The organism is Bradyrhizobium altum (assembly GCF_020889705.1).
Lineage (GTDB): Bacteria > Pseudomonadota > Alphaproteobacteria > Rhizobiales > Xanthobacteraceae > Bradyrhizobium > Bradyrhizobium altum.
This window is the reverse complement of sequence record NZ_JACMYP010000012.1, coordinates 1-22,917: the sequence shown is the minus strand read 5'-3', so window position 1 is coordinate 22,917 and position 22,917 is coordinate 1. Positions and strand designations below refer to the sequence as shown.

The window sequence follows — 22,917 nt, the reverse complement described above, 5'->3', positions numbered from 1 at the left end:
AGCGGTTAGCGGCGGGCGTCCTGGACGTCCTTGGTCGTCACCGCGTCCTGATAGGTGTTGCCGAAGTGCGTCCGCAGATAGTTCACAACAGCGGCGATTTGACCATCGGTCATCATGTCGCCGAACGCCGGCATGCCGCGGCGGCCGTTGACGACGAGGTAGATCGGATAGCTGCCGGTTTCGAGATTCTTGTTGCCGGCGAGCGAGGGATAGGTGCCGGCGCCGCTTGCGCCCGTCGCATCCGGCATGTGGCAGCCCTGGCAGACATTGCCGAACAGCTCCTCGCCGGTCATCTCCACGAAACGGTAGCCTGAAGAGAAGGTGCGCTTGGTAACCCCGCTGTCCTGCCCGAGGGCCGCGGTCGCCGACAGCACTGCCAGCGCCGCGATAACCGATGTTCCTGTCCGCACCATCATGTCTTCACCACGCGTTCGTGCAATCGGGTAATGGCGTCAAGCGCGGACAGGATTGCGCCCTCCTGCCAGGCCGGCAACTGCGAAGCGTGCTCGCCCGCCAGCGCGATGCGGCCGTCGATCTGGCAGAGATTGCGATAATGCCGCGCCCGCCCGGCTTCGGTCCATTCACCGGCGCAGCCGAGCGTGAACGGCACCCGATGCCACGCCACCGCGACGCCGTTCTCGAACTCGCTCTTGTACTGCGGATGGATCTTGGCGCCGAACTCGACCGCGCTGGCGACCCGCTCGGCTGGCGTCATCGCCGTGAACTCGAAGGAATTGGCGCCCTCATACAAATAGGCGCCGAGCAGGACGCCGCGGCCGCCGCGGTTGAAGCCATAGTTCGGATAGCCGATATTCCGGATCGGCAGGTCGGTGTAGCTGATACCGCCATAGATCGCCTCATCCTCCTCCCAGAACCGCCGCTTGAACTGCAGCCCGACCTTCACCGAGGCGGCGTAGGGCAAGGAATCGATCGCATTCTTCATCGGCCCGCTGACGTCGAGCGGCAGCTGGCTCAGGATCGGCAGCGGAATGGTGCAGATGCACCATTCCGCGGTCGCCTGCTGCACCGCGGACGGAGTGGCGGTGTCGACATAGCTCACGGTGACGCCCGAGCCGTTCTGCTGGATCTGCGTCACCTTGGCGTTATAGCGGACGAGGTCGCCGACCTCGCGCGCGAACGCCTTGCCGATCATGTCCATGCCGCCGACCGGCTGGAACATCGTGGTCTGGAAATCGTAGTGCGCAAAGCTCTGCACGTAGCGCCACATCCGCGACCGCAGCAGTTCCTGCAGCGAGATCGGATCGCTGGGCAGCGGATCGCCCATCAGGCCGCCACCGGGATCGCGCGCATAACCGCGGACGTCGGCGGAGCCGAGATTGGCATTGTATTTGTAGTCGCGATCCAGTGCGCCCCAGTCGCGCAGCGCCTGCAGCAGGATCTCCTGGTCTTCCTTGCTGACGAACTCGTCGAGCCTGCCCTGCTGGCTGACTTTCGCGAGCAGCTCCGACACTCCGCCCTGGAAATCCGCCTTGATGCTGCGAAAGCGCTGCGGCTTGCCGTCGAATGCACGCGTCGCGTGCAGATAGGCATTGTGGTTGAGCTGGATGAAGGGTTCCAGCGTCACGTTGAGCCGGCGGCAGTAATCGAGCAGCCCGCGGTGATGATAGGGAATCCGCCACGGGCCGGGATTGAGATAGAGCCCCTGCTCGAACTGGCAGGTCTGCTTGAAGCCGCCGAGCTCGGTAAAGCTGTCACCGCCGCGGATCGACCAGTTGCGGCCGCCGGCGCGGTTGTTGAATTCGAGGATCTGGACCTTGTAGCCGGCCTTGCGCAGTTCCAGCGCCGCCGTCATGCCGGCAAGCCCGGCGCCGAGAATCAGCACCGAAGCGCCCTTCACGTCGCCCGCGAGCTTGAGCGGGCCCTTGTAGGCGGACTCGGATGCGAAGCCGAGGCTCGTCATCGCCTGATACATCGCCGAACTGCCGGCGATGGTCCCGATCAACGCCAGCAAATCCCGCCGCCTGATCACAGATTGGTTCTGCACCCGCGTTCACCCAGCCGCTGATTTCGATGGCGAAGGGAAACGGTTGACGCGACCCGTGTCAAGAAAGGGCACGCGCTTACACATGCGCCCACACGCGCTTTTGATGCGTCACGCGACCGAACCATCACACTACGCGTTCGAGTTGCACACGCCGGCAATCCATTTCATAGTCGAGTCCAACCACCGGCGGCCGGTCGAAATGCCAGGTCAGGCCGTTGCGAAGCACGCCACGGCGGCCGAGCTCGCTTTCGAGCACCGGATAGGCGTCATGCACGGTGTAGAGCTGCACCGCGGTGGTGTCGCGCCAGGAACCGCCGAACGCGCTCATCCTGCGTTCCATCTCGCCAAGCACGAATTTCGCCTTCGCCAGGATGCCGGCCGGGCTGGTATCGCCGAGCGCGACTGTATTATCGCGATAATTGGCCTTGCCCTCGATCGACTCGCCGCTGCCGGCGACGACGAAGCTCGTCGGCGCGTCCTTCGCCGCCGGCACCGTGTAGCAGAAGGCGTGGAACGACGGCTCGGCGGGCGGATCGAGCTTTGGACAGACGTTGCTGCGCGCCACCGGATTGACGCCGTCGCGCATCGCGCCCCAGGCGATCAACGTCTTGATGTAGATTTCGTTGAACGCCTTGAACCCGTCCTCGGTGAACGGCGCCGGCGAACGCAGTTCGCAGGCCGCGAAAGCGGTCAGCGGACGGCCCGCGTCCCTGATGATCTCGTGGATCCGTTCAAACCCTGCGCTCAAGGGTACCGGTTCGGAGAACCTGACCCGCTCGATGGCATAACCGGGCAGCGCACCGACGCCGCAGGAATACTGACTGACGCCGGGCATGAAGCGGTAGCCGCCGTCGGGAGCCTCGATGGTGTTGGTCATGTTGCCTCTTGAGGTGGATACGGTGATGCCGCCGTCGTCATGACGGTTCGCGGTGGAAGATGTGCGCGAAGTGCTCGATTTCATCACAGCCGTCGTCCTGGCGAAAGCCAGGACCCATAACCACCGAATTTCGTGATGAATGGGATCGCGGCCCCAGCGTCGCGCAACGATTGAGATTTGGGGTAATGGGTCCTGGCTTTCGCCAGGACGACGCTGAGGATGGTTCTCGATTCAAGATGTCAAACAATGCGGTGTCATCCCCGCGCATGCGGGTGATCCAGTATTCCAGAGGGGCCGCGGCGTACTGGATCGCCCGGTCGAGCCGGCGATGACAGACGTGGTGGGGACGCAGCCTCGCGTTCTCGCGACATCATCTGCCTGAGCTTTGCAGTTCGTTCCGCCCTCCTCTTGCAGAGGGCGCAGGGAAAGCCGGTTGCCGATCGCACCCATGGGTCCCGTGCAACAAAAAGCACCGGAGGTAGGACCACAGGTGTAACCGGGAACTCCGGCTTTCCCTGCGCGATGGCTTTACGGCTTACTTCGTGCTCTCCCCGGCGAGACCGGGCTTGCTTGTCACCGTCTTCACAAGACGCGTTAGCGTTTTGTGAAAAGACACCGGCCGTCAGGGCGTCAGGACCACACGACTTCACCATCCGCTTCAGTCACGCTCGTCAGTCGTGACATCGGCGTCCACCGCATCTCACCGCAACACCCGTGACGATGCGCAGCGCCCAGACGAAGGCAATCCATAGCACTGAGTTGCACTTCTGATAAAGCGAAATATTTGCTGCGCTAACCCACCCTACGGATCCCGATGGCGTCCTAATGCGCCTTGGCGAGGTAGGGGCAGCCGCCTTCATCGAGCGGACGGAAGGCCTGGTCGCCCGGCACCGTCGCGAGATATTCGTAGAGATCCCACTTGCTCTTGGACTCTTCCGGCTTCTTGATGCGCATCAGATACATGTCGTGCACCATGCGGCCGTCCTCGCGCACCACGCCATTCTGGGCAAAGAAATCATTGACCGGGGTCTTGCGCATCTGCGCGATCACGGTCTCCGAATCGACCGAATTGGTCGCCGCGACCGCCTTGAAATAGTGCCGCAGCGCCGAGTTGACGCCGGCCTGGTAGGCCGTCGGCATCGCGCCATGCCGCTTGAAGAATTCCTGGGCGAAGACGCGGGTCTCGGGCGTGCGATCCCAATAGAAGGAATCGGTGAACAGCAGATCGTGCGCATGCGCCAGGCCGAGCGCGGGCACGTCGGTGAGCGTCACCTGCAGCGCGACGAGCTGCATGCTGGCGCGGATGTTGAACTCGTCGGCCTGGGACACCGCGTTGCGGAAGTCGGAGCCGGCATTGGCGAGCGCCAGGATCTTGGCGCCGGAGGACTGGGCCTGCAGCAGGAAGGACGAGAAATCTGCGGTGTCAAAGGGATGACGGACGGCGCCGAGCACCTTGCCGCCGGCCGATGTCACGGCCTTGCTCGCATCGCGCTCCAGCGCCTGGCCGAACGCGTAATCCGCCGTGAGGAAGAACCAGGGCGTGCCGCCGCGCGCGACCACGGCCTTCGCCGTGGCGTTCGAGGAGGCATAGGTGTCGTAGGTCCACTGCACGCTGGTCGGCGAACACTGCTTGCCGGTGAGATCAGATGAGCCGGAGCCCGAGATCAGAAACAGCTTCTTGCGTTCGCGCGTCACGGTCTGGATCGCGAGCGCCACCGCGGAATTGACGCCTTCGGCGATCACGTCGACACCCTTGTTGTCGATCCAGTTGCGCACGATGCCGGTTGCCACGTCGGGCTTGTTCTGGTGATCGGCCGAAATGATCTCGATCTTGCGTCCACCGACCTTACCGCCGATCTCCTCCGCGGCCATTTGCGCCGCGATCACCGATCCCGGGCCGTTGCCGTCGGAATATTGCCCGCTCATGTCGGTGATGATGCCGACCCGCAGGACACCGTCCTCCGCGCGAGCAGCGCCGGCGGCAAGGGAGAGACACGCGGCCGCAATTGCGAGCAGGACAGGCGAGCGTTTCGTGATGGACATTTCGTTCCCAAAGGTTCGGATGGTTCGGACGAACTCCTGAAGCAATCAGGGATCGCCGACAACCCCGTGGCCGGCATGGCGCTCTGCGATTCCGCGCAAGAATTCCGGGAGGAGGAACATGGCGCCTACACGCGCGCGTCGCCGATCATGCGAACGCCGCGGCGAGATCTCGCCGCGGCGTTCCTTGCAGTGCTGGATGGTTTCGAAATCGCCTCAGCTCCGCTCCCACAATTGCCTTGCCAGGATGCCGACCTTGCGCTCGATCGCCTCGGCCGCATCGAGACACATGTCCTCGCGATAGCGCGAGCCGACGATCTGGACGCCGACCGGCAATCCCTCATGCAGGCCGACCGGCACCACGGCTGCCGGCAGCCCCAGCACGTTCATCGACGAAATGAAGCGCAGGTCGTTCCAGAACAACTCCTTGACGCGCTGGTCGCCGCCGAGATCGGCATTGACCTCCGGTGTCTTGCGCACCGAGGTCGGCATCAGCACCAGCGGATATTGTTCAAGGAACATCATCCAGTTCCTGATGTGGCGCGAACGCTCGGCGATCGCCTTCATGTAGCCGGCCTGGTCGAGCGGGTTGGCCAGCGCCATGAAGCCGCGGAACGTCTTCTGGAAGTCGGCACTCGTGGTCGCCAGCATCTGGTCCTGCTGCAGGACGCGGGTCTCGGTCATGATCAGATCGCACCAGAGCTGCCAGACCTTGTTGAGATCAGGGACCTCGACCTCGCTGACCGCGTAGCCCGCGTCGGCCAGATGATCGGCCGCCTTGCGCTGAAGCGCAATCACGCCGCGATCGGTCGCCATGTCTTCAGGGATCTTTGCGACCGCGACCTTGACCGGTGCGGCAGGCTTCGGCCCCGTCAATGGCGCCGGCACGTACCAGGGATCGCGCGGGTCGCGCTGCGCCATCACCTCCAAGCCGAGGCGCACGTCCGCGACGTGGCGCGCCAGCGGTCCTTGTGACGACATGAACTGCGCCATCAGCGGCCGTTCCGCCGTGGCGCTGGGATTGAACGCCGGAATCCGGCCCTGGGTCGGCTTGATGGTGGCGATGCCGTTGCAATGGGCCGGCCAGCGTAACGAGCCGCCGATGTCGTTGCCATGCGCGATGGTGCCGATGCCGGCCGCGATCGACGCGCCGGCGCCGCCCGAGGATCCGCCGCAGGTCACGTCCGCGTTCCAGGGATTGCGCGTCAAGCCGTGCAGCGGATTGTCGGTGAAGCCGCGCAGCGAGAATTCTGGCGTGTTGGTCAGGCCGATGATGATGGCGCCGGCCTTCTTGAGATTGGCCGTTACCGGCGAGTCGCCCGGCGCGATATTGTCCTTGAACGCGACCACGCCGTTCGAATTGGCCTGGCCCTCGACGTCGATGTTGATCTTGATCGTGACCGGCACGCCATGCAGCGGTCCCACCGCGCCGCCCTTCCCTTTGCTTGCCGCCAGCGCTTCGTCGGCGGCCTTGGCGGCCTGCATCGCTGACGCGCCGAGATCGATGACAACGGCGTTGAGCGCCGGATTGGCCGCGTGCATGCGGTCAAGATGGGCACGAACCACATGCTCCGACGTCACTTCGTTGTTCCTGATCGCCGCGGCCGTCTCGACGGCGGACCATTGCCAGATCGGTGCATTCGTCACGTGGTGTTCTCCCGTTATGTTGAGTGCTTTGTTGTTGGTTCAGTCGCGCGGATCGATCGGCGTCAGCGTCGACGCACGCGCCTCGATCACCTCGGCGACCGCGAGACAGACATCCTCGCGGAAGCGGCCAGCGATCACCTGCACGCCAACCGGCACGCCGCCGGCGGTCCCCGTCGGCACCACGACCGACGGAAAGCCGAGCGCGGGGACGGCGAGCAGCGGCCGCTGCGCATCGAGCAACGCATGCACGACGGTAGCGTCCTCCTGATCCTGATCGAAGCGGAACGGCAGTTGCGCCGAGACCGGCAGGATGATGACCGGGCAACGCTCCTGGAACAGCTGCCAGGCCCGCACGATGGCCAGCCGCTGCTCGAAGCAGGCCAGCACCTGATCGCCGTCGAGCTCAGGCGCATAGGCAATATGGCCGTCCAGATTGTAGCGGCTCCGATCGTCGCCGAACTTGCGGATCATCGGCGCCAGCACGCGCCGCTCCTCATTGATGACAAGGCGATGCCAGAGATCGGCGGCCTCCGCGAGCCGCGGCGGCGAGGTCTCCTCCACGGCAAAGCCGGCCTCCGCGAGCCAGCGTCCGGCGGCGCGCACCGCTGCGCTGACCTCCGGCGCCTCGTCGCCGAACGGCGCCGGCGCGATCGCAACGCCGACCGGACGCTTGAGTGGCGCACCTTGCAGCGGCACCGGCAGCCATGTGCCGTCGCGCGCGTCCGCCTGCGCCATTGCGGCGAGGCCCGTGCGCAGATCGGCGACCGAGCGCGCGAGCGGCCCCTGCACCGACATCATCTGCGCCGTGATCGGACGATCTGAAGTCGTCGACGGATTGAACGAAGGAATTCGTCCCGGCGTCGGACGCAGGCCGGCGACGCCGCAGGCATAGGCGGGATAGCGGATCGAGCCGCCGAAATCATTGCCGTGTGCGATCGCGCCCATGCCGGAGGCGACGGCCGATGCCGCGCCGCCGCTGGAGCCGCCCGGCGTCAGCCGCCGGCTCCAGGGATTATAGGTCGCGCCATGCAGATCGTTGTTGGTGAACCAGCGGTGCGAGAAGGCCGGCGTGTTGGTGCGGCCGACAATGACGGCGCCGGCCTTGCGGAAATTCGCGACCACCGGGCTGTCCTCTGTCGCGATGACGTCGCGGAAGGCGACGACGCCGTTGGTGGTGGCGTGGCCGCGCTGATCGACATTGACCTTGATCGTGACCGGCACGCCATGCAGTACGCCGAGCTCCGCGCCGGATTTCACCGCTTCATCCGCAGCATCTGCCGCGGCCAGCGCTTCATCGGCGAGCACCTCCACGATGGCGTTCAATGCCGGATTGACCTGCGCGATCCGGTAGAGGCTGGATTGCACGGCTTCCCGGCTCGAGATCACACGCGTCGCGATCGCGCGCGCCAGATCGACGGCCGACCAGCTCCACAATTCATTCTCGCGCCGCGTGACCATTGTTGTTTCCTCCAACGCGTGATGCAACAGTCAGCCGATGCGGTTCAGTCGAGCCGCAACGGCTGGTGAAAGACGGGCAGATCCATGCGGCGGTCTTCCGCGGGGACGACCACGGCTTCGGCGCTCAGCACATGGTCGAGCATCACGCGCCGGGCGCGCGCGGCATTGCCGGAGCGGAACGCGGCCATCAGGCGCTTGTGAAACTCGATATTCTCGCAGGCGAAGCTGGATGCGAATTCCTGCACGCCGAGCTTGCCGATCAAATGCCGGATCGCCTCGTTGACGAAGCGGGCGACCAGGCCGAGCAACGGATTGGGACAGGCCTCGATCAGGATGTCGTGGAAATCGATCTCGGCGTGACGGTGGTGCTCCCAGTCCGCGATGCCGCCGGGATGATGCTCCTGAACCGCGATCGCCTTGTCGAGCGCGGCGAAATGCGCCGCGGTGAGGTGGCCGACCACGCTGAAGGCGAGCTCCGGCTCGATCAGGCGGCGGATCTGGTAGATCTGCGCGGTGCTGATCGACTGGAAATAGAAGTAGTTGCTGAGCAGGCCGACGATCCGGTTGATCGACACCGGCGCCACCCGCGCGCCGCCGCCGGGACCGGTGGTGTTCTGCACCAGCCCCTGCACTTCCAGCGATTTGAGCGCCTCGCGGATGGTCGAGCGGCTGCAGCCGAACATCTCGATCAGCTCAACCTCCTGCGGCAGCCGGTCGTTCGGCTGCAAGCCGGCCTGGAAGATGTGGCTGCGGATCAGATCGGCAACCGCGTCCGAGCGCTTGCGCTTGATCGAGGCGCGCCGCGACGGGTCCAGGGAGGGGAGAGCCGATTTATCCATTTTATGATCATAAATAGGATCGAGACGGCTTGGCAAGGGGCGATCGCCCCAAAAGATCGTCGTACCCGGGGTTCATCCCGGGCATGACGGCCGACCGGATTTGCAGGAATTGGCGAGAGCCGATCGCTCAGTTGGTTCCGCGCTGTGCCTCGAGGCCGCGGCTGTAGCGCGACATCGCAAAGCAGAACACGAAGTAGATCACGCCGACGAACACGTAGACCTCGACGCTGAACGACTGCCAGGCCGGATCGACGATCGCGGTCTTGGCGGTGGTCAGGAGATCGAAGATGCCGATGATCAGGACCAGGCTGGTGTCCTTGAAGAAGGCGATGAAGGTGTTGACCAGCGGGGGGATGACGTGGCGGATCGCCTGTGGTAGCACGATCAGCGCGTTCTTCTCCCAGTAGGACAGCCCGAGCGCATCGGCGGCCTCATATTGTCCGCGCGGCACCGCCTGCAAGCCGCCGCGCACCACTTCCGCAAGGTAGGCGCCGGCATAGAGGATGAAGGCGATCTGCGCGCGCAGTAATTTATCGATGTTGACGCCGTCGGGCATGAACAGGGGGAACATCACGCTCGCCATGAACAGGAGGCTGATCAGCGGCACGCCGCGGATCAGCTCGACATAGAGCACGCAGAGCGAGCGGATCGCCGGTAGTTTCGAGCGTCGACCGAGCGCGACCAAAATTCCGAGCGGGAAACCGAACGCCAATCCGAACGTCGCGAGGATCAAGGTTACCGGCAGCCCGCCCCAGCGGTCCTGCGTGACAAAGGTGAGGCCAAGGAAGCCGCCCCACATCAGGCAGCCGATCGCGATCAAGGCTGCGGCCCACAGCAGGAACAGCTCCTTGCGCCAGAAGCTGCGGCGGCTCGAGACTGCGAACAGCGCGATGAAGATCACGACCGCGAGCGCCGGCCGCCACTGCTCGTCGAACGGATAAGTGCCGAACAGGATGAAGCGGTACTTCTCGGGGACGACGGCCCAGCAGGCGCCGACGCCGCGCAGCGCCCGGCAGGCGCTGCTGTCGCTGCCGGAGACGATCCAGACCGCGTTGGCAATACCCCATTGCCAGAGAGCGATGGAGGCCTTGCCGAGCACAAACAGCAGCAGCAGCGTCATGATGCCGGACGGGATCGAGGCGAACAAATTGGCGCGCAGCCACGCGGTGAGATGTCCGCCGAGCGCCCGCGGCGCCGGTCGCGGCCCGATCGGCAGCGGATCCTGCGGAAGGTGGGCGACCGAGCTCATCTCAGCGCTCCACCAGCGCGATCCGCGCGTTGTACCAGTTCATGAACAGGCTGATGCCGAGGCTGATGGTGAGGAACACCATCATGATCAGCGCGATCGACTCGATCGCCTGCCCGGTCTGGTTCAGCGTGGTGTTGGCGATCGAGACGATGTCCTGGTAGCCGACCGCGACCGCAAGCGAGGAATTTTTCGTCAGGTTCAGATACTGGCTGGTCATCGGTGGGATGATGACGCGCAGCGCCTGCGGCAGCACGATCTGCTGCAACACGAAGCTGCGCTTCAGCCCGAGCGCCTTGGCGGCGTCCGACTGGCCGCGCGGCACCGCCTGGATGCCGCTGCGCACGATCTCGGCGATGAACGCCGAGGTGTAGGTGACGAGCGCGATCAGCAGCGCAAAATATTCCGGTGCCAGGGTCAGCCCGCCGACGAAGTTGAAGCCACGCAGCTCCGGCAGCGTGATGCTCCAGCTCGCGCCCAGAAGCCACGACACCAGCGCAGGCAGCGCGATCACGAGGCCGAGCGCGTAAGGCCAGGCCGGCCGCGCCTTGCCGTCGAGCATCTGCTGCGCGATCAGGCGGCGCCTGACGAGATGGAGCACGACGAGGCCCGCGACCAGCGCCAGGATCGTCCACCAATTGGCCGCATCCAGCGGGACCGACGGCAATATCAGCCCGCGGTTGGAGAGGAACACGCCCTCGACCGGCTTCCACGCCTGGCGCGCCGCCGGCAGGCCCTGCATCAGCACGTACCAGAACAACAACTGCAGCAGTAGCGGCAGGTCGCGCAGCACCTCGACATAAACAGCGGCGAGCCGCGCCAGCAGCCAGTTCGACGACAGCCGCGCGATGCCGACCAGCGTGCCGATCACGGTCGCCAGCACGATGCCGATGACAGCGACGCGCAGCGTGTTGACGATGCCGACGATGAAGGCGCGCAGGTAGGTGTTCTTCGGCGAGTAATCGATCCAGGAATCTGCGATCGGCATGCCGGCTTCGCGGCCGAGGAAGGCAAAGCCGGTCGAGATGCGCCGCACCGAGAGATTATGGACCGCGTTCGACCACAGCCAGGCGACGATGGCGACCGCGATGGCGACCACCAAGACCTGCCAGAACAGGCCGGCGACGCGGGGATCGCTGAGCGAAAGCCGCCAGGACCGACTTGGAGCCCGGGCGGGAGAGCGTTTCGGCGTCGATGTCGTCACAGCACAAGGACCCCAGTGAGAAGCGATCTTCTGCCATGCGCAAGAGCGTATTCGGAGCTGCGCACTTCATATGTTGCACCAAATTGATATTCGTGCAACATATGTTTCATGGCCCAGGCTCAGCCGAAACCATCGCCCCTGAACGAATTGTGCAGCGCATTGCCGTCGCTGCCGATGCGTTTGCAGGAGGTCGGGCGTTTTGTCGCAGCCAATGATTACGACGCCACCACCCGCTCGATGCGCGAGCTCGCCTCGGTCGCCGGCGCCGATCCTGCATCCTTCACCCGTCTTGCCAAGGCACTCGGCTATTCCGGCTGGGACGAATTGCGCGCAGCACTCACCGAGGCGCGACGGCCGGCGCAGGGCTCACCGTTCTCTGGCCGCGCCAAGGGCCGGCGCGCCGGGCCGAATGCCGATGTCAAACTGGTGCACGACAAGATCGAGGCCGAAGCCGCCGGGCTTGCACGGATTTCGGCGAGCGCGATTGCGGACGCCGCGCGTGCGCTGCATTCCGCTGATAGAATCTGGATCACGGGTTTTCGCAGCTGCCGCAGCGTTGCGGAACTCCTGACCTACCAGCTCCGCCTGTTCCGTCCCGATGCCGTGCAGCTGGTCGGCGGTTCCGGCCCGTTCGATCTCGACCATGGCGCCTTCCGCGCCGAAGACGCCGTGGTCGTGATCGGCTTTGCGCCCTACACGTTGGTCAGCGTCGAGACCGCGCGTGCGGCGCACCAAGCGCGCGCCACGCTGATCGCGATCGCCGACACGATCAGCGCGCCGATGGCCGAGGGCGCCGATCATCTCTTGCTGTTCGAGGCCGCCTCCTCGCCCGGCTTCTTCCCGAGCCTCACCGGTGCGATCGCAGTCGCCCAGTCGCTTGCCGCCGTCGCCTTCACGCTGGGCGGTGCGGGCGCCAAGCGCAAGCTGGAAGAGACCGAGGGGCGGCTTGCCGCGATGTCGCAATATTTTGTCGAGAAAGGATAAGTATCATGGCCGCCAACAAGAGCCGCGTGATGCATCGCAGCCTGCGCGAAACCCCGCCGAAAGCGGTCGGCGGCGACGGCGTCTGGTTGATCGCGGAGGACGGCCACCGCATTCTGGATTCCTCCGGTGGCGCCGCGGTGTCCTGTCTCGGGCATCAGCATCCGCGGATTCTCGCCGCGATCGCAAAGCAGGCGTCCAAACTTGCCTATGCGCATACCGGCTTCTTCTCGTCGGAGCCCGCGGAAGAGCTCGCCGAGCGGCTGGTCGGCCACGAGCCCGGCGGTCTCGGCTATGTCTACTTCGTCAGCGGCGGATCGGAGGCGATCGAGGCCTCGATCAAGCTGGCGCGGCAATATTTCATCGAGCGCGGCGAGCCGAAGCGCACCCGCTTCATCGCGCGCCGCCAGAGCTATCACGGCAACACGCTGGGCGCGCTGTCGGCCGGCGGCAATGCCTGGCGCCGCGAGCCCTATGCGCCGCTGCTGTCGCCGGCGTTCAGCCATGTCACGCCCGCTTTTGCTTATCACGAGACGCGCGACGATGAATCGGAGGCGGCCTTCGTGGCGCGGCTCGCCGCCGAGCTCGAGGCGGAATTCCAACGGCTCGGCCCCGAGAACGTCGCCGCCTTCATCGCCGAACCCGTGGTCGGCGCCACCGCCGGCTGCGTGCCGGCACCGGAAGGTTACTTCAAGGCGGTGCGCGAGATCTGCAACCGTCACGGCGCGCTCCTGATCCTCGACGAGGTGATGTGCGGCATGGGCCGCACCGGCACGCTGCATGCGTGGGAGCAGGAGGGCATCGCGCCGGACATCCAGGCGGTCGCCAAGGGGCTCGGCGGCGGCTACCAGCCGATCGGCGCGATGCTTGCCAGCAGCACCATCGTCGACACCGTGCGCAACGGCTCCGGCGCGTTCCAGCACGGCCACACTTATCTCGCGCATCCGCTCGCCTGCGCCGCCGCGCTCGAGGTGCAGAAGGTGATCAGCGAGGAGAAGCTGCTCGACCAGGTCAAGGAGCGCGGCCGCCAGCTCGAGCAGCGGCTCACCGAGCGCTTCGGCAATCACCGCCATGTCGGCGACATCCGGGGCCGCGGCCTGTTCTGGGCGATCGAGCTGGTCGCCGACCGCGGCACGCGGCAGCCGTTCGATCCCAAGCTGAAGCTGCATCAGCGGATCAAGTCCACGGCGTTTGCCGGCGGGCTCGGCTGCTATCCGTCGGGCGGCACCGCCGACGGCCAGCGCGGCGACCATGTGCTGCTCGCCCCGCCCTATATCGCAACTTCCGGCGACATCGACATGATCGTCGAAAGGCTAGGCGCTGCGGTAGACAGCGCGCTCAAGGACATTGGTCATTAGCAGGAGGTGTAAAATGTACAGGGGATTGATCACGACAGCTGTTCTCGTCGCAGGCATCGCGGGCGCAAGCGCGGCGACGCTCGACACCATCAAGCAGCGCGGCACGCTGGTGTGCGGCGTCTCGACCGGCTTTGCCGGCTTCTCGGCGCCGGACTCGCAGGGCAACTTCAAGGGCCTCGATGTCGACTATTGCCGCGCGCTTGCCGCCGGCGTGCTCGGCGATGCCAGTAAGGTGCGTTACGTCGCGCTGACCGCGCAGAACCGCTTCACCGCGCTGCAGTCCGGCGAGATCGACGTGCTCTACCGCAACTCGACGCAGACCTATCTGCGCGGCACCACGCTCGGCCTGCGCCAGGGCCCGGTCAATTTCTACGACGGCCAGGGCTTTGTGGTGAAGAAGGACCTCGGCGTGAAGGAGCTGAAGGATCTTAAGGGCGCCACCGTCTGCGTCGCGCAGGGCACCACGCATGAGGTGACGCTCGGCGATTACGGCCGCGCCAACGGCATCGACTGGAAGCCTTTGGTGTTCGACCGCCCCGACACCATGTACCAGACCTTCTTCGGCGGCCGCTGCGATGCCATGACCCAGGACGCCTCGGCGCTCGCGGGCGCGGTCGCGACCGCCGCACCAAAGGCGGAAGATTACGTCGTGCTGCCGCAGACCATCAGCAAGGAGCCGCTCGGCCCGTTCACCCGCAACGGCGACGAGGTCTGGAGCGACATCATCACCTGGCTGCATTACGGCCTCGTCGAAGCCGAAGAGCTCGGCGTCACGCAGGCCAATGTCGACGAGATGACGAAGTCGCAGGTCCCGGCGATCCAGCGCCTGCTCGGCGCGTCCGGCGATCTCGGCTCGCGGCTCGGCCTCGACAACAAATGGCTGGTCGCCGCGATCAAGGCCGGCGGCAATTACGGCGAGATCTTCGAGCGCAATGTCGGCAAGGCGAGCCCCTTGAAGCTCGAGCGCGGCCTCAACGGCACCTGGAGCAAGGGTGGCTTGATGTACGCGATCCCGTTCAAGTAACTCTTCTTACCTCGCCCCGATTGCGGGGAAAGAGCCCCTCACCCCAACCCTCTCCCCGCGAAGAGCGGGGAGAGGGAGAAGAAAACAGCAGCCATGCGCATCACCCTCATTCATGCTTTGAAGCACTCGATCGTGCCGATCGAGGCGTCATTCGCTAAGCATTGGCCGGAGGCGCGGCTGATGAACCTGCTCGACGACAGCCTGTCGGCCGATCTTGCGCGCGACGGCAAGCTCAGCGAGCGCATGACCGAGCGTTTCCTCACCATGGGCCGCTACGCCGTGAGCACCGGCGCCGACGGCATTCTCTTCACTTGCTCGGCGTTCGGCCCCTGCATCGAGGCGGTGGCGCGCGCGCACGCGCCGATGCCGGTGCTGAGGCCGAACGAGGCGATGATCGAACAGGCGGTGGCGAAGGGAAAACGCATCGGCCTGCTCTCGACTTTCCCGCCGACGCTGGTGTCGATGCCGCCGGAATTTCCATCGCACGTTACGCTGGTGCCGAAACTCGCCGAAGGCGCGCTGGCCGCACTCGATCGCGGCGACCGCGCCGAGCACGACTGCATCGTGGTCGAAGCCAGCAAGGACTTGCGCGATTGCGACCTGATCGCACTCGCCCAGTACAGCATGGCGCCGGCGGCCGAGCGCGTCGCCGAGGTCACCGGCCGCGAGGTGCTGACGACGCCCGACAGCGCGGTCAAGAAGCTGAAGGGGATGCTCGGGTGCGGCTAGAGGCCGTTTCGAAATTGATTTGTCAGGTGTTCAGCTCGTCCAGTAACGCCTTGGCTTGCTTCAAATCGAGCGTATCGAAGCCCTCGGTGAACCAGCCGTAGATCGAGGCAAGAAGATTATGGGCCGCCGGTCGCTTGCCTTGGTCGCGCCAGAGCCGTGCAAGGCTTGTTGCTGTGCGAAGTTCCCAGGATTTGGCCTTCTGTCTGCGCGCCACCGTCAGGGAGCGCTCGAAACAGGCTTCGGCCTTGGTCTCGTCGGCCTCAGGAAGCATCAGCGCGATCTCGCCAGCGGTACGGTGCATTTCCGACTCGGCCCATTTTTCCTGACTCCTTTCCGTTCCTGCGATCGCATCGTCGATGTGATGCCAGGCGTCAGTGAAGTTCCCTAGTTCCGCATGGGCGCGCGCCAGGTGCAGCGACACGAAAGGCATATAAATTGTTGCCGCGGTCGATCGGTAAGCTGCGACTGCTGTGGTGAGTATCTCGATCGCATCCAACGGCCGGCCAGTCAGCGCCGACAGGCAGCCCTGCCAGATCAATCCATTCGCCTTCCAGTACAAAGAGCCTTTTTCTTCCGCCAGGTCGACGAGTTCGGCTGCTCGGACGCTTGCAGACTTGTAATGACGACAGAGAATCAGGGTGGCAATCGAATGGGCCAGAGCATGCATCAGCGTGGCAGCCTGACCTATCTCTCGCGCACCCCTAAACGACTCGTCGACGTCGTTGAGGGCAGCATCGGGGTAACCTTGGAGCCATAGCGTCCGCGAACGCCACTCCAGGATAGCGACCCTTGCGTCGGTGCCAAAACGCGTTGCCAGTGCGCGGTGCTCCGCGGGATCATAAAGCGCGAGCGCCCGATCAAGATGCTTTCATCCTGCGACCTGGTCTCCGGTGGACATCGCGGTCATTCCGACCATACGGTGCGCAAGCATCAGCGGCCCCGTCATCCGTTGCTTTTCGGCGAGGGCCATGAACTGGGTTGCGAGAGCGCCGGCAGCTTCACCGTTGAACGCGGCCACATTAAGCACCCAGGCGCCGTAGAGTACGGAGAACAGCAACAGCGGGTCCTCGGAAGGCTCACCCTGCGCCTCGGCCTTCTCGATCAGAAGGCGGGCATGATCGACCGCCGCCTTGGTACCCGGCGCGCCATAACCTTTGACATGCATAAGGACGGTCACGAGCTCGATCTGGTACTTGATCTGCTCGCGGCGCAGCGCGGATGTCTCTGGCAGGCTTGCCATCTGGCTCACCGCGCGGCTCAGTTGAGCGGCTGCCTCGGCCAGCGCAGAGCGGGAGATCGAGCGCTGGCCGGCAATCCCCCAGAGCTTCGCTGCCCGCTCGATCATTCCTGCCTCCGAGTAGTGGAGCGCTAACAACTCGGGGCGGCTTTGAGCTACCTCCGGGAAGGCGCCTTCCACGGCTCCCGCTATGCGAGCGTGCAGGTTGCGACGCGGCTCGCGCAAAAGAGAGCCGTAAGCGGCGTCCCGCACCAGCGCGTGCTTGAACAGATAGGAGGCTCCGGGCGGCACGCCCTGCCGGAATAACAGCCCAGCGTCCAGGAGTTGATCCAGCGCAGTACACAGGCGGCGCTCGTTCCACATCGCAACGGCGGCCAGCAAGGCATGCGAAAATTCCCGCCCAATCGCCGCGCCGATTTGTGCGATCTCCTTCGCTGACCCAAGGCGGTCAAGTCGCGCCATCAGCGTTGCGTGCAAGCTTGAAGGGACAGCCAGGACCGAGGATGGGACCGCAGCAGCGGTCCTTCGTGCTTCGCCTTCGCTCTCAGCCTCCAACACCGCCTTGGTCATTTCCTCTACGAACAGCGGGACACCGTCGGTGCGGTCGATGATCTCAGCCACGACATCTGCCGGCACCTGCCTACTGCCGACCAGGCCTGCAACGATGGCGGCTGCTTCGTTCTCCGCAAGCCGGTTCAGCTTCAGGCTGGTCACATGCGATTGCCCGGCCCAGGGCGCGCTGAACTCGGGACGGAAAGTCACGATGAGCAACACCGGGAGAGTCTTGATTTGGTCCACCGTCCGACCGAACACTTCCAGACTCGTCGGATCGACCCAATGCGCATCCTCGACGATCACCAGCACCGGCTGCCGCCCGGCCAATCCGGCGAACTGTGTCGTCAAGGCCTCCAGGGTTCTTTGCCGACGCTGTTCCGGGGTCAGCTCAAGCGCGGCATATAGTCCATCATTCGGTAGCGACAGCATCTCGGCAAAGAGCGCGACGTCCGGGATGGAGGTTGAGGTCTGCGCGAGTACGGCATTGAGCTTGTCGAGCTTAGCTTGCGGGGTGTCGTCATGCGCTAGCCCCGCGGCCCGCTCCATCTGCCCGATCACCGGATAAAGCGCGCTGTCAATATGCTGCGGCGAGCAGAAATAGCGCAAGCGCTTGTGCGGCTCGCCGGCAAGGCTTTCCATCAGCGCGGCGGTGAGTCGTGATTTACCGATACCGGCCTCGCCGGAAATGAGCACCACCTGGCCTTCACCGGTCTTTGCTCTCGACCAGCGCCGTTGCAGCAACTCGAATTGCTCTTCCCGTCCGACCAGCGCGGTCAGGCCGGCCGCGTGCATCGCCTCGAAGCGACTTGCCACCGAACTCGTCCGGAGCACGGCCCAGGCCGGTACCAGCCCGCCGATGCCCTTAAGATCCTTCGGCCCGAGGTCCGTGAGCTCAAAGAGATTGCCGAGAAGTCTTCGCGTGCTCTCCGCAATGACGACCATGTTCGGCTCGGCGATCCCCTGCAAACGCGCCGCGAGGTTCGGCGTCTCGCCAACGATGCCGCGCTCCTGTGCCTCCCCCGATCCGATCAGGTCGCCGACTACAACGAGGCCGGTTGCAATGCCGACGCGGGTTCGCAACGAAACGGGTGACTTGAGTGCGCTCACCGCAGCCACCAGCTCCAGCCCCGCCCGCACTGCCCGCTCGGCGTCGTCCTCATGCGCCTGGGGATAGCCGAAATACACGAGCAAGCCGTCGCCCATGTACTTGGCCACGAACCCGCCAAAGCGGCGCACGGCTTCGGCGGCGCATTTCCGGTAGGCGGAAATGATATCGCGCAGGTCTTCCGGGTCCATGCGGGTGGAGAGGGCTGTCGAGCCGACAAGGTCCGCGAACATCACCGTGACCTGGCGGCGCTCGGCAGCATTCTGCGCCTTCGGTCCAATCAACGCGGGCTGCAGCGACACCGGAACGGCAACGGCAAGCCCGGCAATAGCTTCCAGCAGCTTCTTGCGATGACCAAGCGATGCGACGCCGAGGTCCTTGAGGTCGTCGTTGGTCAGCCGGCCTAGCAGCTCGATGTCGATGTCGTTGGCACGGAACATCTCGGCATACTGGGCGAGGCCGATCCCGCGGAGCCAACCGTCGATGTCCAATTTCAATCCCCTAGGCCTTGTCAAAGGCAGTTCTTGAAAAAGGGTTGTGTCTTTGGCACCCGCCGCGATTCCAGGGGTTTCCCGAGCCGACCTGGATTCGCCGTGTGGACGCCAACTATCCAACACCAGCATAGCCGCATTGTCGCCCGGTACCAGACCGATCTGACATACGCAGAGTGGCGCGTGACCGCGCCGCGCCTGCCAAGGCCTGGCGCGACGGGCAGGCTGCGCGAATGACCGATGCGCGAGATCGTCAACGGCGTCTTCTGTGTCACGCGAGCGGGCTGCCCGTGGCGCCTGCTGCCGAACGACTTGCCGCCGTGGGGACAATTCACCGCTGGTTCGGGCTCAGAATGCGCACAGAAGCGGACGTCCCCGACCGCTCCGAAGTTGGATTCACGCTGAAGCCAAAGGCGTCATCCACCGCGACGAGGAGGCGGATGACGCCTTGACGCTGATCCACCCCATCTACAGAACCACTACCCGCCCGCGTCATTCACGTTGAGATCGACGCCCTGCGGATCCTTGATGGTCGATACCGTGATCAGCGAGATCAGCGACAGCACCGCGATGTAGACGCCGACACGCCAGGACTGGCCGTAAGTGCCGATGATCCATTGCGCGATCATCGGCGCGAAGGCGCCGCCGAAGATGGCGCCGAGCGCGTAGCCGATCGAGACGCCGGAATAGCGCACCTTGGCCGGAAACAGCTCGGCATAGAGCGCCGCCTGCGGGCCATAGGACAGACCGAGCGCGATGGTGAGACCGACGGCGCTGACGAAGAACAGCAGCAGGTTCTTGCTGTCGATCAAGAACCACATCGGCACCGCCCACAGCACCATCAACCCGTAGCCGATCTGGAAGCAGCGCACGCGGCCTATTTTGTCGCCGAGGATGCCGCCGAGCAGCGTGAAGATGAACCAGCTCACCGCCGCCAGCGTGCCGATCAGCAGCAGCTGCTCCGACGGCATCTTCAGCGTGTTGGTGCCGTAGCTGATGATGAACGCGATCAGGATGTAACCGGCCGCATTGTTGGCCATGAAGATCAACGCGGTGCGCAGGATTTCCTTGCTGTGATTGCGCATCAATTCGCGCAGCGGCGCGGAGGACTCCTTGTGCCGGCGCTGCATCGCCAGGAACACCGGGGACTCTTCGACCGTGCGGCGGATCATGATGCCGACGACGATCAGGAAGATCGAGAGCAGGAACGGAATGCGCCAGCCCCATTCGATCATCGCCTGCTTGCCGAGCGTCGCGGTCAGCACCCACAACACGCCGGTTGCCAGGATCATGCCGAGCGGCGTGCCGATCTGCGGGAACGAGCCGAAGAAGCTGCGCTTGTCGCGCGGTGCCGATTCCACCGACATCAGCGCCGCGCCGCCCCATTCGCCACCGGCCGAGAAGCCCTGCAGGATGCGGAGAAGAATCAGGAGTGCCGGCGCCCAGGCGCCGATCTGCGCGTAGGTCGGCAACAGGCCGACCAGCGCGGTCGCAGCGCCCATCAACAGCAGCGTGACGACCAGCATATTCTTGCGCCCAAAGCGGTCGCCGAGATGGCCGCAGACGATGGCCCCTAACGGGCGGAACAGGAATGAGAGGCCGAGCGTCGCGAACGAGACGATCTGCGCCAGCAGCGGATTGTTCGCGTTCATCGGCGCAAAGAACAGCGCGCCGAACACCAGGCCCGCGGCCTGGGCGTAGACGAAGAAGTCGTACCACTCGATCGTGGTGCCGACGAGCGTTGCGGTGAGGACCTTGCGCTCCTCATCCGACAGCGTAGCGCCGCGCGAGCGCGCGGAGATTTCGATGGACATGTGGCCTCCCCAAACCCGTTCTTGGCCGTGCGAGGCGTGTGATCGGCCGCGATGCGCCTGTCCCGCACGGATGCTGGTACCGGGATAGCAGAGCTTCCGGCGCGGGACGAGCAAAATAGTTGCAGAAGCAACGATATAGGACCAGCCGACGGCCTCGCGGCCGGTTCCATGACCCGGTTACCTCACCCGCCGCCGACGGTCTCCCATCCCAAAACGCCGATTGTGCAATGCAGCAAGGCCGCTATGCTGGGAGTCTCCAAGAGGTTTTAAGTGTCTGACATCAATGCCGATGCCTGGGTGTCCTCAGGCCACCGCCCGATGGGCTTTCCGGAATTCGTCGTCGTCATCGCCTCCATCATGGCGCTCAACCCGCTGGCGATGGACATGATGCTGCCGGCGCTGCCGAACATCCGTTCTGCGTTCCAGATCGCCGACGCCAACCGTCCGCAGATGGTGCTGTCGATCTTCCTGGTCGGCTTCGGCGTCGGCCAGTTCGTGATGGGCCCGCTGTCGGACCGCTTCGGCCGCCGCCCGGTGCTGCTCGGCGGCATGACCGTCTACACCATCGCCGGCCTGCTCGCGATCATGGCGCCCTCGTTCGAGACGCTGCTCTTGGCGCGCGCGCTGCAAGGGCTCGGTACCGCGGCAACCCGCGTGATCGCGACCTCGATCGTGCGCGACTGCTACGCCGGCCGGCGGATGGCGAGCGTGATGTCGCTGGCGATGATGGTGTTCATCGCGGTGCCCGTGATCGCGCCGTCATTCGGCCAGGCGGTGATGCTGCTGACGCACTGGCGCGGCATCTTCGTGCTGCTGATGATCTACGGCGTGATCGCGCTGGCCTGGAGCGCGATGCGGATGCCGGAGACGCTGCCGCTCGAACTGCGCAAGTCGCTGGCGATCCCCGAGGTGCTGTCCGCGTTCCGCCAGACCGTCACCAACCGCCAGACGCTCGGCTACGCGCTCGCCGCCGGCGGCGTGCAGGGCTCGCTGTTTGCCTTCGTGTTCTCCTCGCAGCAGATCTTCACCGAGATCTTCAAGCTCGGACATTACTTCCCGGTCGCCTTCGCTGCGTGCGCGGTCGGCGTCGCGATCGCTGGCTTCCTCAATTCGCGTATCGTCGGCCGCATCGGCATGCGGGTGATCTCGCACGCCGCGCTGACCGGTTTTGCCGTCGTCGCCGGCGCGCTGTTCCTCGCGGTGAAGACCGACACGCTGTCGCTGCCGCTGTTCATGGTCCTCGCCGGTCTGATGATGTTCGCGTTCGGGCTGATGATGGCGAACTTCACCGCGCTTGCGATGGAGCCGCAGGGCAAGATCGCCGGCACTGCGTCGTCGCTCTACGGCACCATCACCACCCTGCTCGGGATCGGCGTCGGCACCACGATCGGCCAGGATTACGACGGCACGCTGCTGCCGTTCGCGACCGGCTTCTTCCTCTGCACGCTGGCCGCGCTCGCCGTCGTGCTGGTGACGGAGAAGGGCCGCATGTTCCGGCCGCATCATCATCCGATTTGATCCGTAGCCCGGATGGAGCGAAGCGCAATCCGGGACGGTATCGCCTGCGGCACGAGCCCCGGATTTCGCTTCGCTTCATCCGGGCTACAAGTCTGAATTCGCGTCAGACTTCCCTCGTCCGTCCGACACTGCCCCGCGCCCGCACCGGCGCGGCGACACGCCGCGTCGCCGCAAATCCCTCCATCCCAAGCTGCCATTGCAGGCCGACGATCGCGCCTTTGGTCGGCTGCAGCAGCCCGAGCGCGCTGAACAGCGTGAACGGCAGCCAGATCGCAAGTTGCAGCCAGGCCGGCGGCGCGTAGGTCATTTCCATCCAGAGCAGCGCCGGCACCACGACGTGGCCGACCACGACGATCACAAGATAGGCCGGGAAATCGTCCGCGCGCTGCGGGGTGAAGTCCTCGCCGCAGACCTCGCAATGGTCAGCCACCTTGAGGAAGCGGCCGAACAGATGGCCGCGCCCGCAGTTCGGGCACTTCATCGTGAAGCCGCGCCACATTGCCTTGGGAAGGGAAACTGTCTCCGTCATGACTATCGTCCTTGACCTGATCTGATGATCCATACAATATGAATTGTGGAGCATACAATCAAAGACAAAGCGCCGAATTGCATGGATTGGATCCCTACAGTTTCGGAATGGCACGGACCGATCTTCCTGCGCATCGTCGATGCGCTCGCCGCCGATATCGCGAGCGGCCGGCTGGTGCGCGGTCAGCGGCTGCCGACCCACCGCGCGCTGGCGTCGGCGCTCGACATCGATCTCACCACGTGACGCGCGCCTATGGCGAG

The 22,917-nt window shown here is 64.9% G+C and carries 20 protein-coding genes; 7 read left to right on the top strand and 13 right to left on the bottom strand.

The window, feature by feature from the left end; all coding sequences use genetic code 11:
* Positions 1 to 5: 5 nt before the first annotated feature.
* The 9 genes from H8B02_RS05930 to H8B02_RS05890 form a co-directional block, all read right to left on the bottom strand.
* Positions 6 to 416: a c-type cytochrome gene (locus H8B02_RS05930; protein ID WP_229165308.1), complete on the bottom strand. Its 411-nt coding sequence runs from the start codon at positions 414 to 416 to the stop codon at positions 6 to 8.
* Positions 413 to 2,005 (bottom strand): NAD(P)/FAD-dependent oxidoreductase, encoded by a 1,593-nt coding sequence (locus H8B02_RS05925; protein WP_229165307.1) that lies wholly within the window; start codon positions 2,003 to 2,005, stop codon positions 413 to 415. Before H8B02_RS05925 ends, H8B02_RS05930 begins: the two co-directional genes overlap by 4 nt.
* Positions 2,006 to 2,129: 124 nt before the next feature.
* Positions 2,130 to 2,882 (bottom strand): 2-amino-5-chloromuconate deaminase CnbZ, encoded by a 753-nt coding sequence (gene cnbZ / locus H8B02_RS05920; RefSeq protein WP_229165306.1) that lies wholly within the window; start codon positions 2,880 to 2,882, stop codon positions 2,130 to 2,132.
* 822 nt (positions 2,883 to 3,704) lie between these two features.
* Positions 3,705 to 4,925, bottom strand: coding sequence for an ABC transporter substrate-binding protein (locus H8B02_RS05915; protein ID WP_229165305.1), 1,221 nt, complete (start codon positions 4,923 to 4,925; stop codon positions 3,705 to 3,707).
* A gap of 213 nt (positions 4,926 to 5,138) precedes the next feature.
* Complete coding sequence (locus H8B02_RS05910) at positions 5,139 to 6,569, bottom strand: amidase family protein (protein WP_229165304.1); 1,431 nt, start codon at positions 6,567 to 6,569, stop codon at positions 5,139 to 5,141.
* Positions 6,570 to 6,608: 39 nt separating this feature from the next.
* Positions 6,609 to 8,027, bottom strand: a complete 1,419-nt coding sequence (locus tag H8B02_RS05905; RefSeq protein ID WP_229165303.1) for an amidase family protein — start codon at positions 8,025 to 8,027, stop codon at positions 6,609 to 6,611.
* Between the two features lie 44 nt (positions 8,028 to 8,071).
* The gene (locus tag H8B02_RS05900) at positions 8,072 to 8,866 is read right to left on the bottom strand and encodes a FadR/GntR family transcriptional regulator (RefSeq protein ID WP_229165302.1); all 795 of its coding nucleotides are present in this window, start codon (positions 8,864 to 8,866) and stop codon (positions 8,072 to 8,074) included.
* Between the two features lie 127 nt (positions 8,867 to 8,993).
* Complete coding sequence (locus H8B02_RS05895) at positions 8,994 to 10,115, bottom strand: amino acid ABC transporter permease (protein ID WP_229165301.1); 1,122 nt, start codon at positions 10,113 to 10,115, stop codon at positions 8,994 to 8,996.
* 1 nt (position 10,116) lies between these two features.
* The gene (locus tag H8B02_RS05890) at positions 10,117 to 11,229 is read right to left on the bottom strand and encodes an amino acid ABC transporter permease (RefSeq protein WP_229165347.1); all 1,113 of its coding nucleotides are present in this window, start codon (positions 11,227 to 11,229) and stop codon (positions 10,117 to 10,119) included.
* A 195-nt stretch (positions 11,230 to 11,424) separates the two neighbouring features.
* Here H8B02_RS05890 and H8B02_RS05885 point away from each other — a divergent pair, with 195 nt between their 5' ends.
* The 4 genes from H8B02_RS05885 (at position 11,425) to H8B02_RS05870 (ending at position 15,408) form a co-directional block, all read left to right on the top strand.
* Positions 11,425 to 12,300 (top strand): MurR/RpiR family transcriptional regulator, encoded by an 876-nt coding sequence (locus H8B02_RS05885; RefSeq protein WP_229165300.1) that lies wholly within the window; start codon positions 11,425 to 11,427, stop codon positions 12,298 to 12,300.
* A 5-nt stretch (positions 12,301 to 12,305) separates the two neighbouring features.
* The gene (locus H8B02_RS05880) at positions 12,306 to 13,655 is read left to right on the top strand and encodes an aspartate aminotransferase family protein (protein ID WP_229165299.1); all 1,350 of its coding nucleotides are present in this window, start codon (positions 12,306 to 12,308) and stop codon (positions 13,653 to 13,655) included.
* A gap of 13 nt (positions 13,656 to 13,668) precedes the next feature.
* A complete protein-coding gene (locus H8B02_RS05875; RefSeq protein WP_229165298.1) occupies positions 13,669 to 14,679 on the top strand; it encodes an amino acid ABC transporter substrate-binding protein in 1,011 nt (336 codons plus the stop codon).
* A gap of 93 nt (positions 14,680 to 14,772) precedes the next feature.
* Positions 14,773 to 15,408, top strand: a complete 636-nt coding sequence (locus H8B02_RS05870; RefSeq protein WP_229165297.1) for an aspartate/glutamate racemase family protein — start codon at positions 14,773 to 14,775, stop codon at positions 15,406 to 15,408.
* Between the two features lie 22 nt (positions 15,409 to 15,430).
* Here H8B02_RS05870 and H8B02_RS05865 read toward each other — a convergent pair whose 3' ends face one another.
* Together H8B02_RS05865 and H8B02_RS05860 are read right to left on the bottom strand one after the other, a co-directional pair.
* Positions 15,431 to 16,075 carry a hypothetical protein gene (locus tag H8B02_RS05865; protein ID WP_229165296.1) on the bottom strand — a complete coding sequence of 215 codons (645 nt, stop codon included), beginning with the start codon at positions 16,073 to 16,075 and terminating at the stop codon, positions 15,431 to 15,433.
* 201 nt (positions 16,076 to 16,276) lie between these two features.
* Positions 16,277 to 18,796, bottom strand: coding sequence for an ATP-binding protein (locus H8B02_RS05860; protein ID WP_229165295.1), 2,520 nt, complete (start codon positions 18,794 to 18,796; stop codon positions 16,277 to 16,279).
* 240 nt (positions 18,797 to 19,036) lie between these two features.
* Here H8B02_RS05860 and H8B02_RS48825 point away from each other — a divergent pair, with 240 nt between their 5' ends.
* Positions 19,037 to 19,201: a transposase gene (locus H8B02_RS48825; RefSeq protein WP_376711601.1), complete on the top strand. Its 165-nt coding sequence runs from the start codon at positions 19,037 to 19,039 to the stop codon at positions 19,199 to 19,201.
* Positions 19,202 to 19,275: 74 nt separating this feature from the next.
* Here the strand turns inward: H8B02_RS48825 and H8B02_RS05855 are convergent, their stop codons facing one another.
* Positions 19,276 to 20,610 (bottom strand): MFS transporter, encoded by a 1,335-nt coding sequence (locus H8B02_RS05855; RefSeq protein WP_229165294.1) that lies wholly within the window; start codon positions 20,608 to 20,610, stop codon positions 19,276 to 19,278.
* A 318-nt stretch (positions 20,611 to 20,928) separates the two neighbouring features.
* Between H8B02_RS05855 and H8B02_RS05850 the strand changes: the two genes are divergently transcribed.
* Entirely contained in the window at positions 20,929 to 22,128 is a 1,200-nt protein-coding gene (locus H8B02_RS05850) for a multidrug effflux MFS transporter (RefSeq protein ID WP_233287523.1), read from the top strand.
* 103 nt (positions 22,129 to 22,231) lie between these two features.
* On the opposite strand, the gene H8B02_RS05845 is transcribed toward H8B02_RS05850, so the two are convergent.
* Positions 22,232 to 22,657, bottom strand: coding sequence for a DUF983 domain-containing protein (locus H8B02_RS05845; protein WP_229165292.1), 426 nt, complete (start codon positions 22,655 to 22,657; stop codon positions 22,232 to 22,234).
* 81 nt (positions 22,658 to 22,738) lie between these two features.
* Between H8B02_RS05845 and H8B02_RS05840 the strand changes: the two genes are divergently transcribed.
* Entirely contained in the window at positions 22,739 to 22,900 is a 162-nt protein-coding gene (locus H8B02_RS05840) for a GntR family transcriptional regulator (protein ID WP_376711600.1), read from the top strand.
* Positions 22,901 to 22,917 lie beyond the last annotated feature (17 nt).

Coding starts and splice junctions, on each gene's coding strand:
- H8B02_RS05915 (WP_229165305.1), bottom strand. CDS start 4,925: ATGTCCATCACGAAACGCTCGCCTGTCCTGCTCGCAATTGCGGCCGCG.
- H8B02_RS05845 (WP_229165292.1), bottom strand. CDS start 22,657: ATGACGGAGACAGTTTCCCTTCCCAAGGCAATGTGGCGCGGCTTCACG.
- H8B02_RS05855 (WP_229165294.1), bottom strand. CDS start 20,610: ATGTCCATCGAAATCTCCGCGCGCTCGCGCGGCGCTACGCTGTCGGAT.
- H8B02_RS05865 (WP_229165296.1), bottom strand. CDS start 16,075: ATGCATGCTCTGGCCCATTCGATTGCCACCCTGATTCTCTGTCGTCAT.
- H8B02_RS05850 (WP_233287523.1), top strand. CDS start 20,929: ATGGGCTTTCCGGAATTCGTCGTCGTCATCGCCTCCATCATGGCGCTC.
- H8B02_RS05880 (WP_229165299.1), top strand. CDS start 12,306: ATGGCCGCCAACAAGAGCCGCGTGATGCATCGCAGCCTGCGCGAAACC.
- H8B02_RS05895 (WP_229165301.1), bottom strand. CDS start 10,115: ATGAGCTCGGTCGCCCACCTTCCGCAGGATCCGCTGCCGATCGGGCCG.
- H8B02_RS05840 (WP_376711600.1), top strand. CDS start 22,739: ATGGATTGGATCCCTACAGTTTCGGAATGGCACGGACCGATCTTCCTG.
- H8B02_RS05905 (WP_229165303.1), bottom strand. CDS start 8,027: ATGGTCACGCGGCGCGAGAATGAATTGTGGAGCTGGTCGGCCGTCGAT.
- H8B02_RS05875 (WP_229165298.1), top strand. CDS start 13,669: ATGTACAGGGGATTGATCACGACAGCTGTTCTCGTCGCAGGCATCGCG.
- H8B02_RS05930 (WP_229165308.1), bottom strand. CDS start 416: ATGATGGTGCGGACAGGAACATCGGTTATCGCGGCGCTGGCAGTGCTG.
- H8B02_RS05900 (WP_229165302.1), bottom strand. CDS start 8,866: ATGGATAAATCGGCTCTCCCCTCCCTGGACCCGTCGCGGCGCGCCTCG.
- H8B02_RS48825 (WP_376711601.1), top strand. CDS start 19,037: ATGCGCGAGATCGTCAACGGCGTCTTCTGTGTCACGCGAGCGGGCTGC.
- cnbZ (WP_229165306.1), bottom strand. CDS start 2,882: ATGACCAACACCATCGAGGCTCCCGACGGCGGCTACCGCTTCATGCCC.
- H8B02_RS05885 (WP_229165300.1), top strand. CDS start 11,425: ATGGCCCAGGCTCAGCCGAAACCATCGCCCCTGAACGAATTGTGCAGC.
- H8B02_RS05870 (WP_229165297.1), top strand. CDS start 14,773: ATGCGCATCACCCTCATTCATGCTTTGAAGCACTCGATCGTGCCGATC.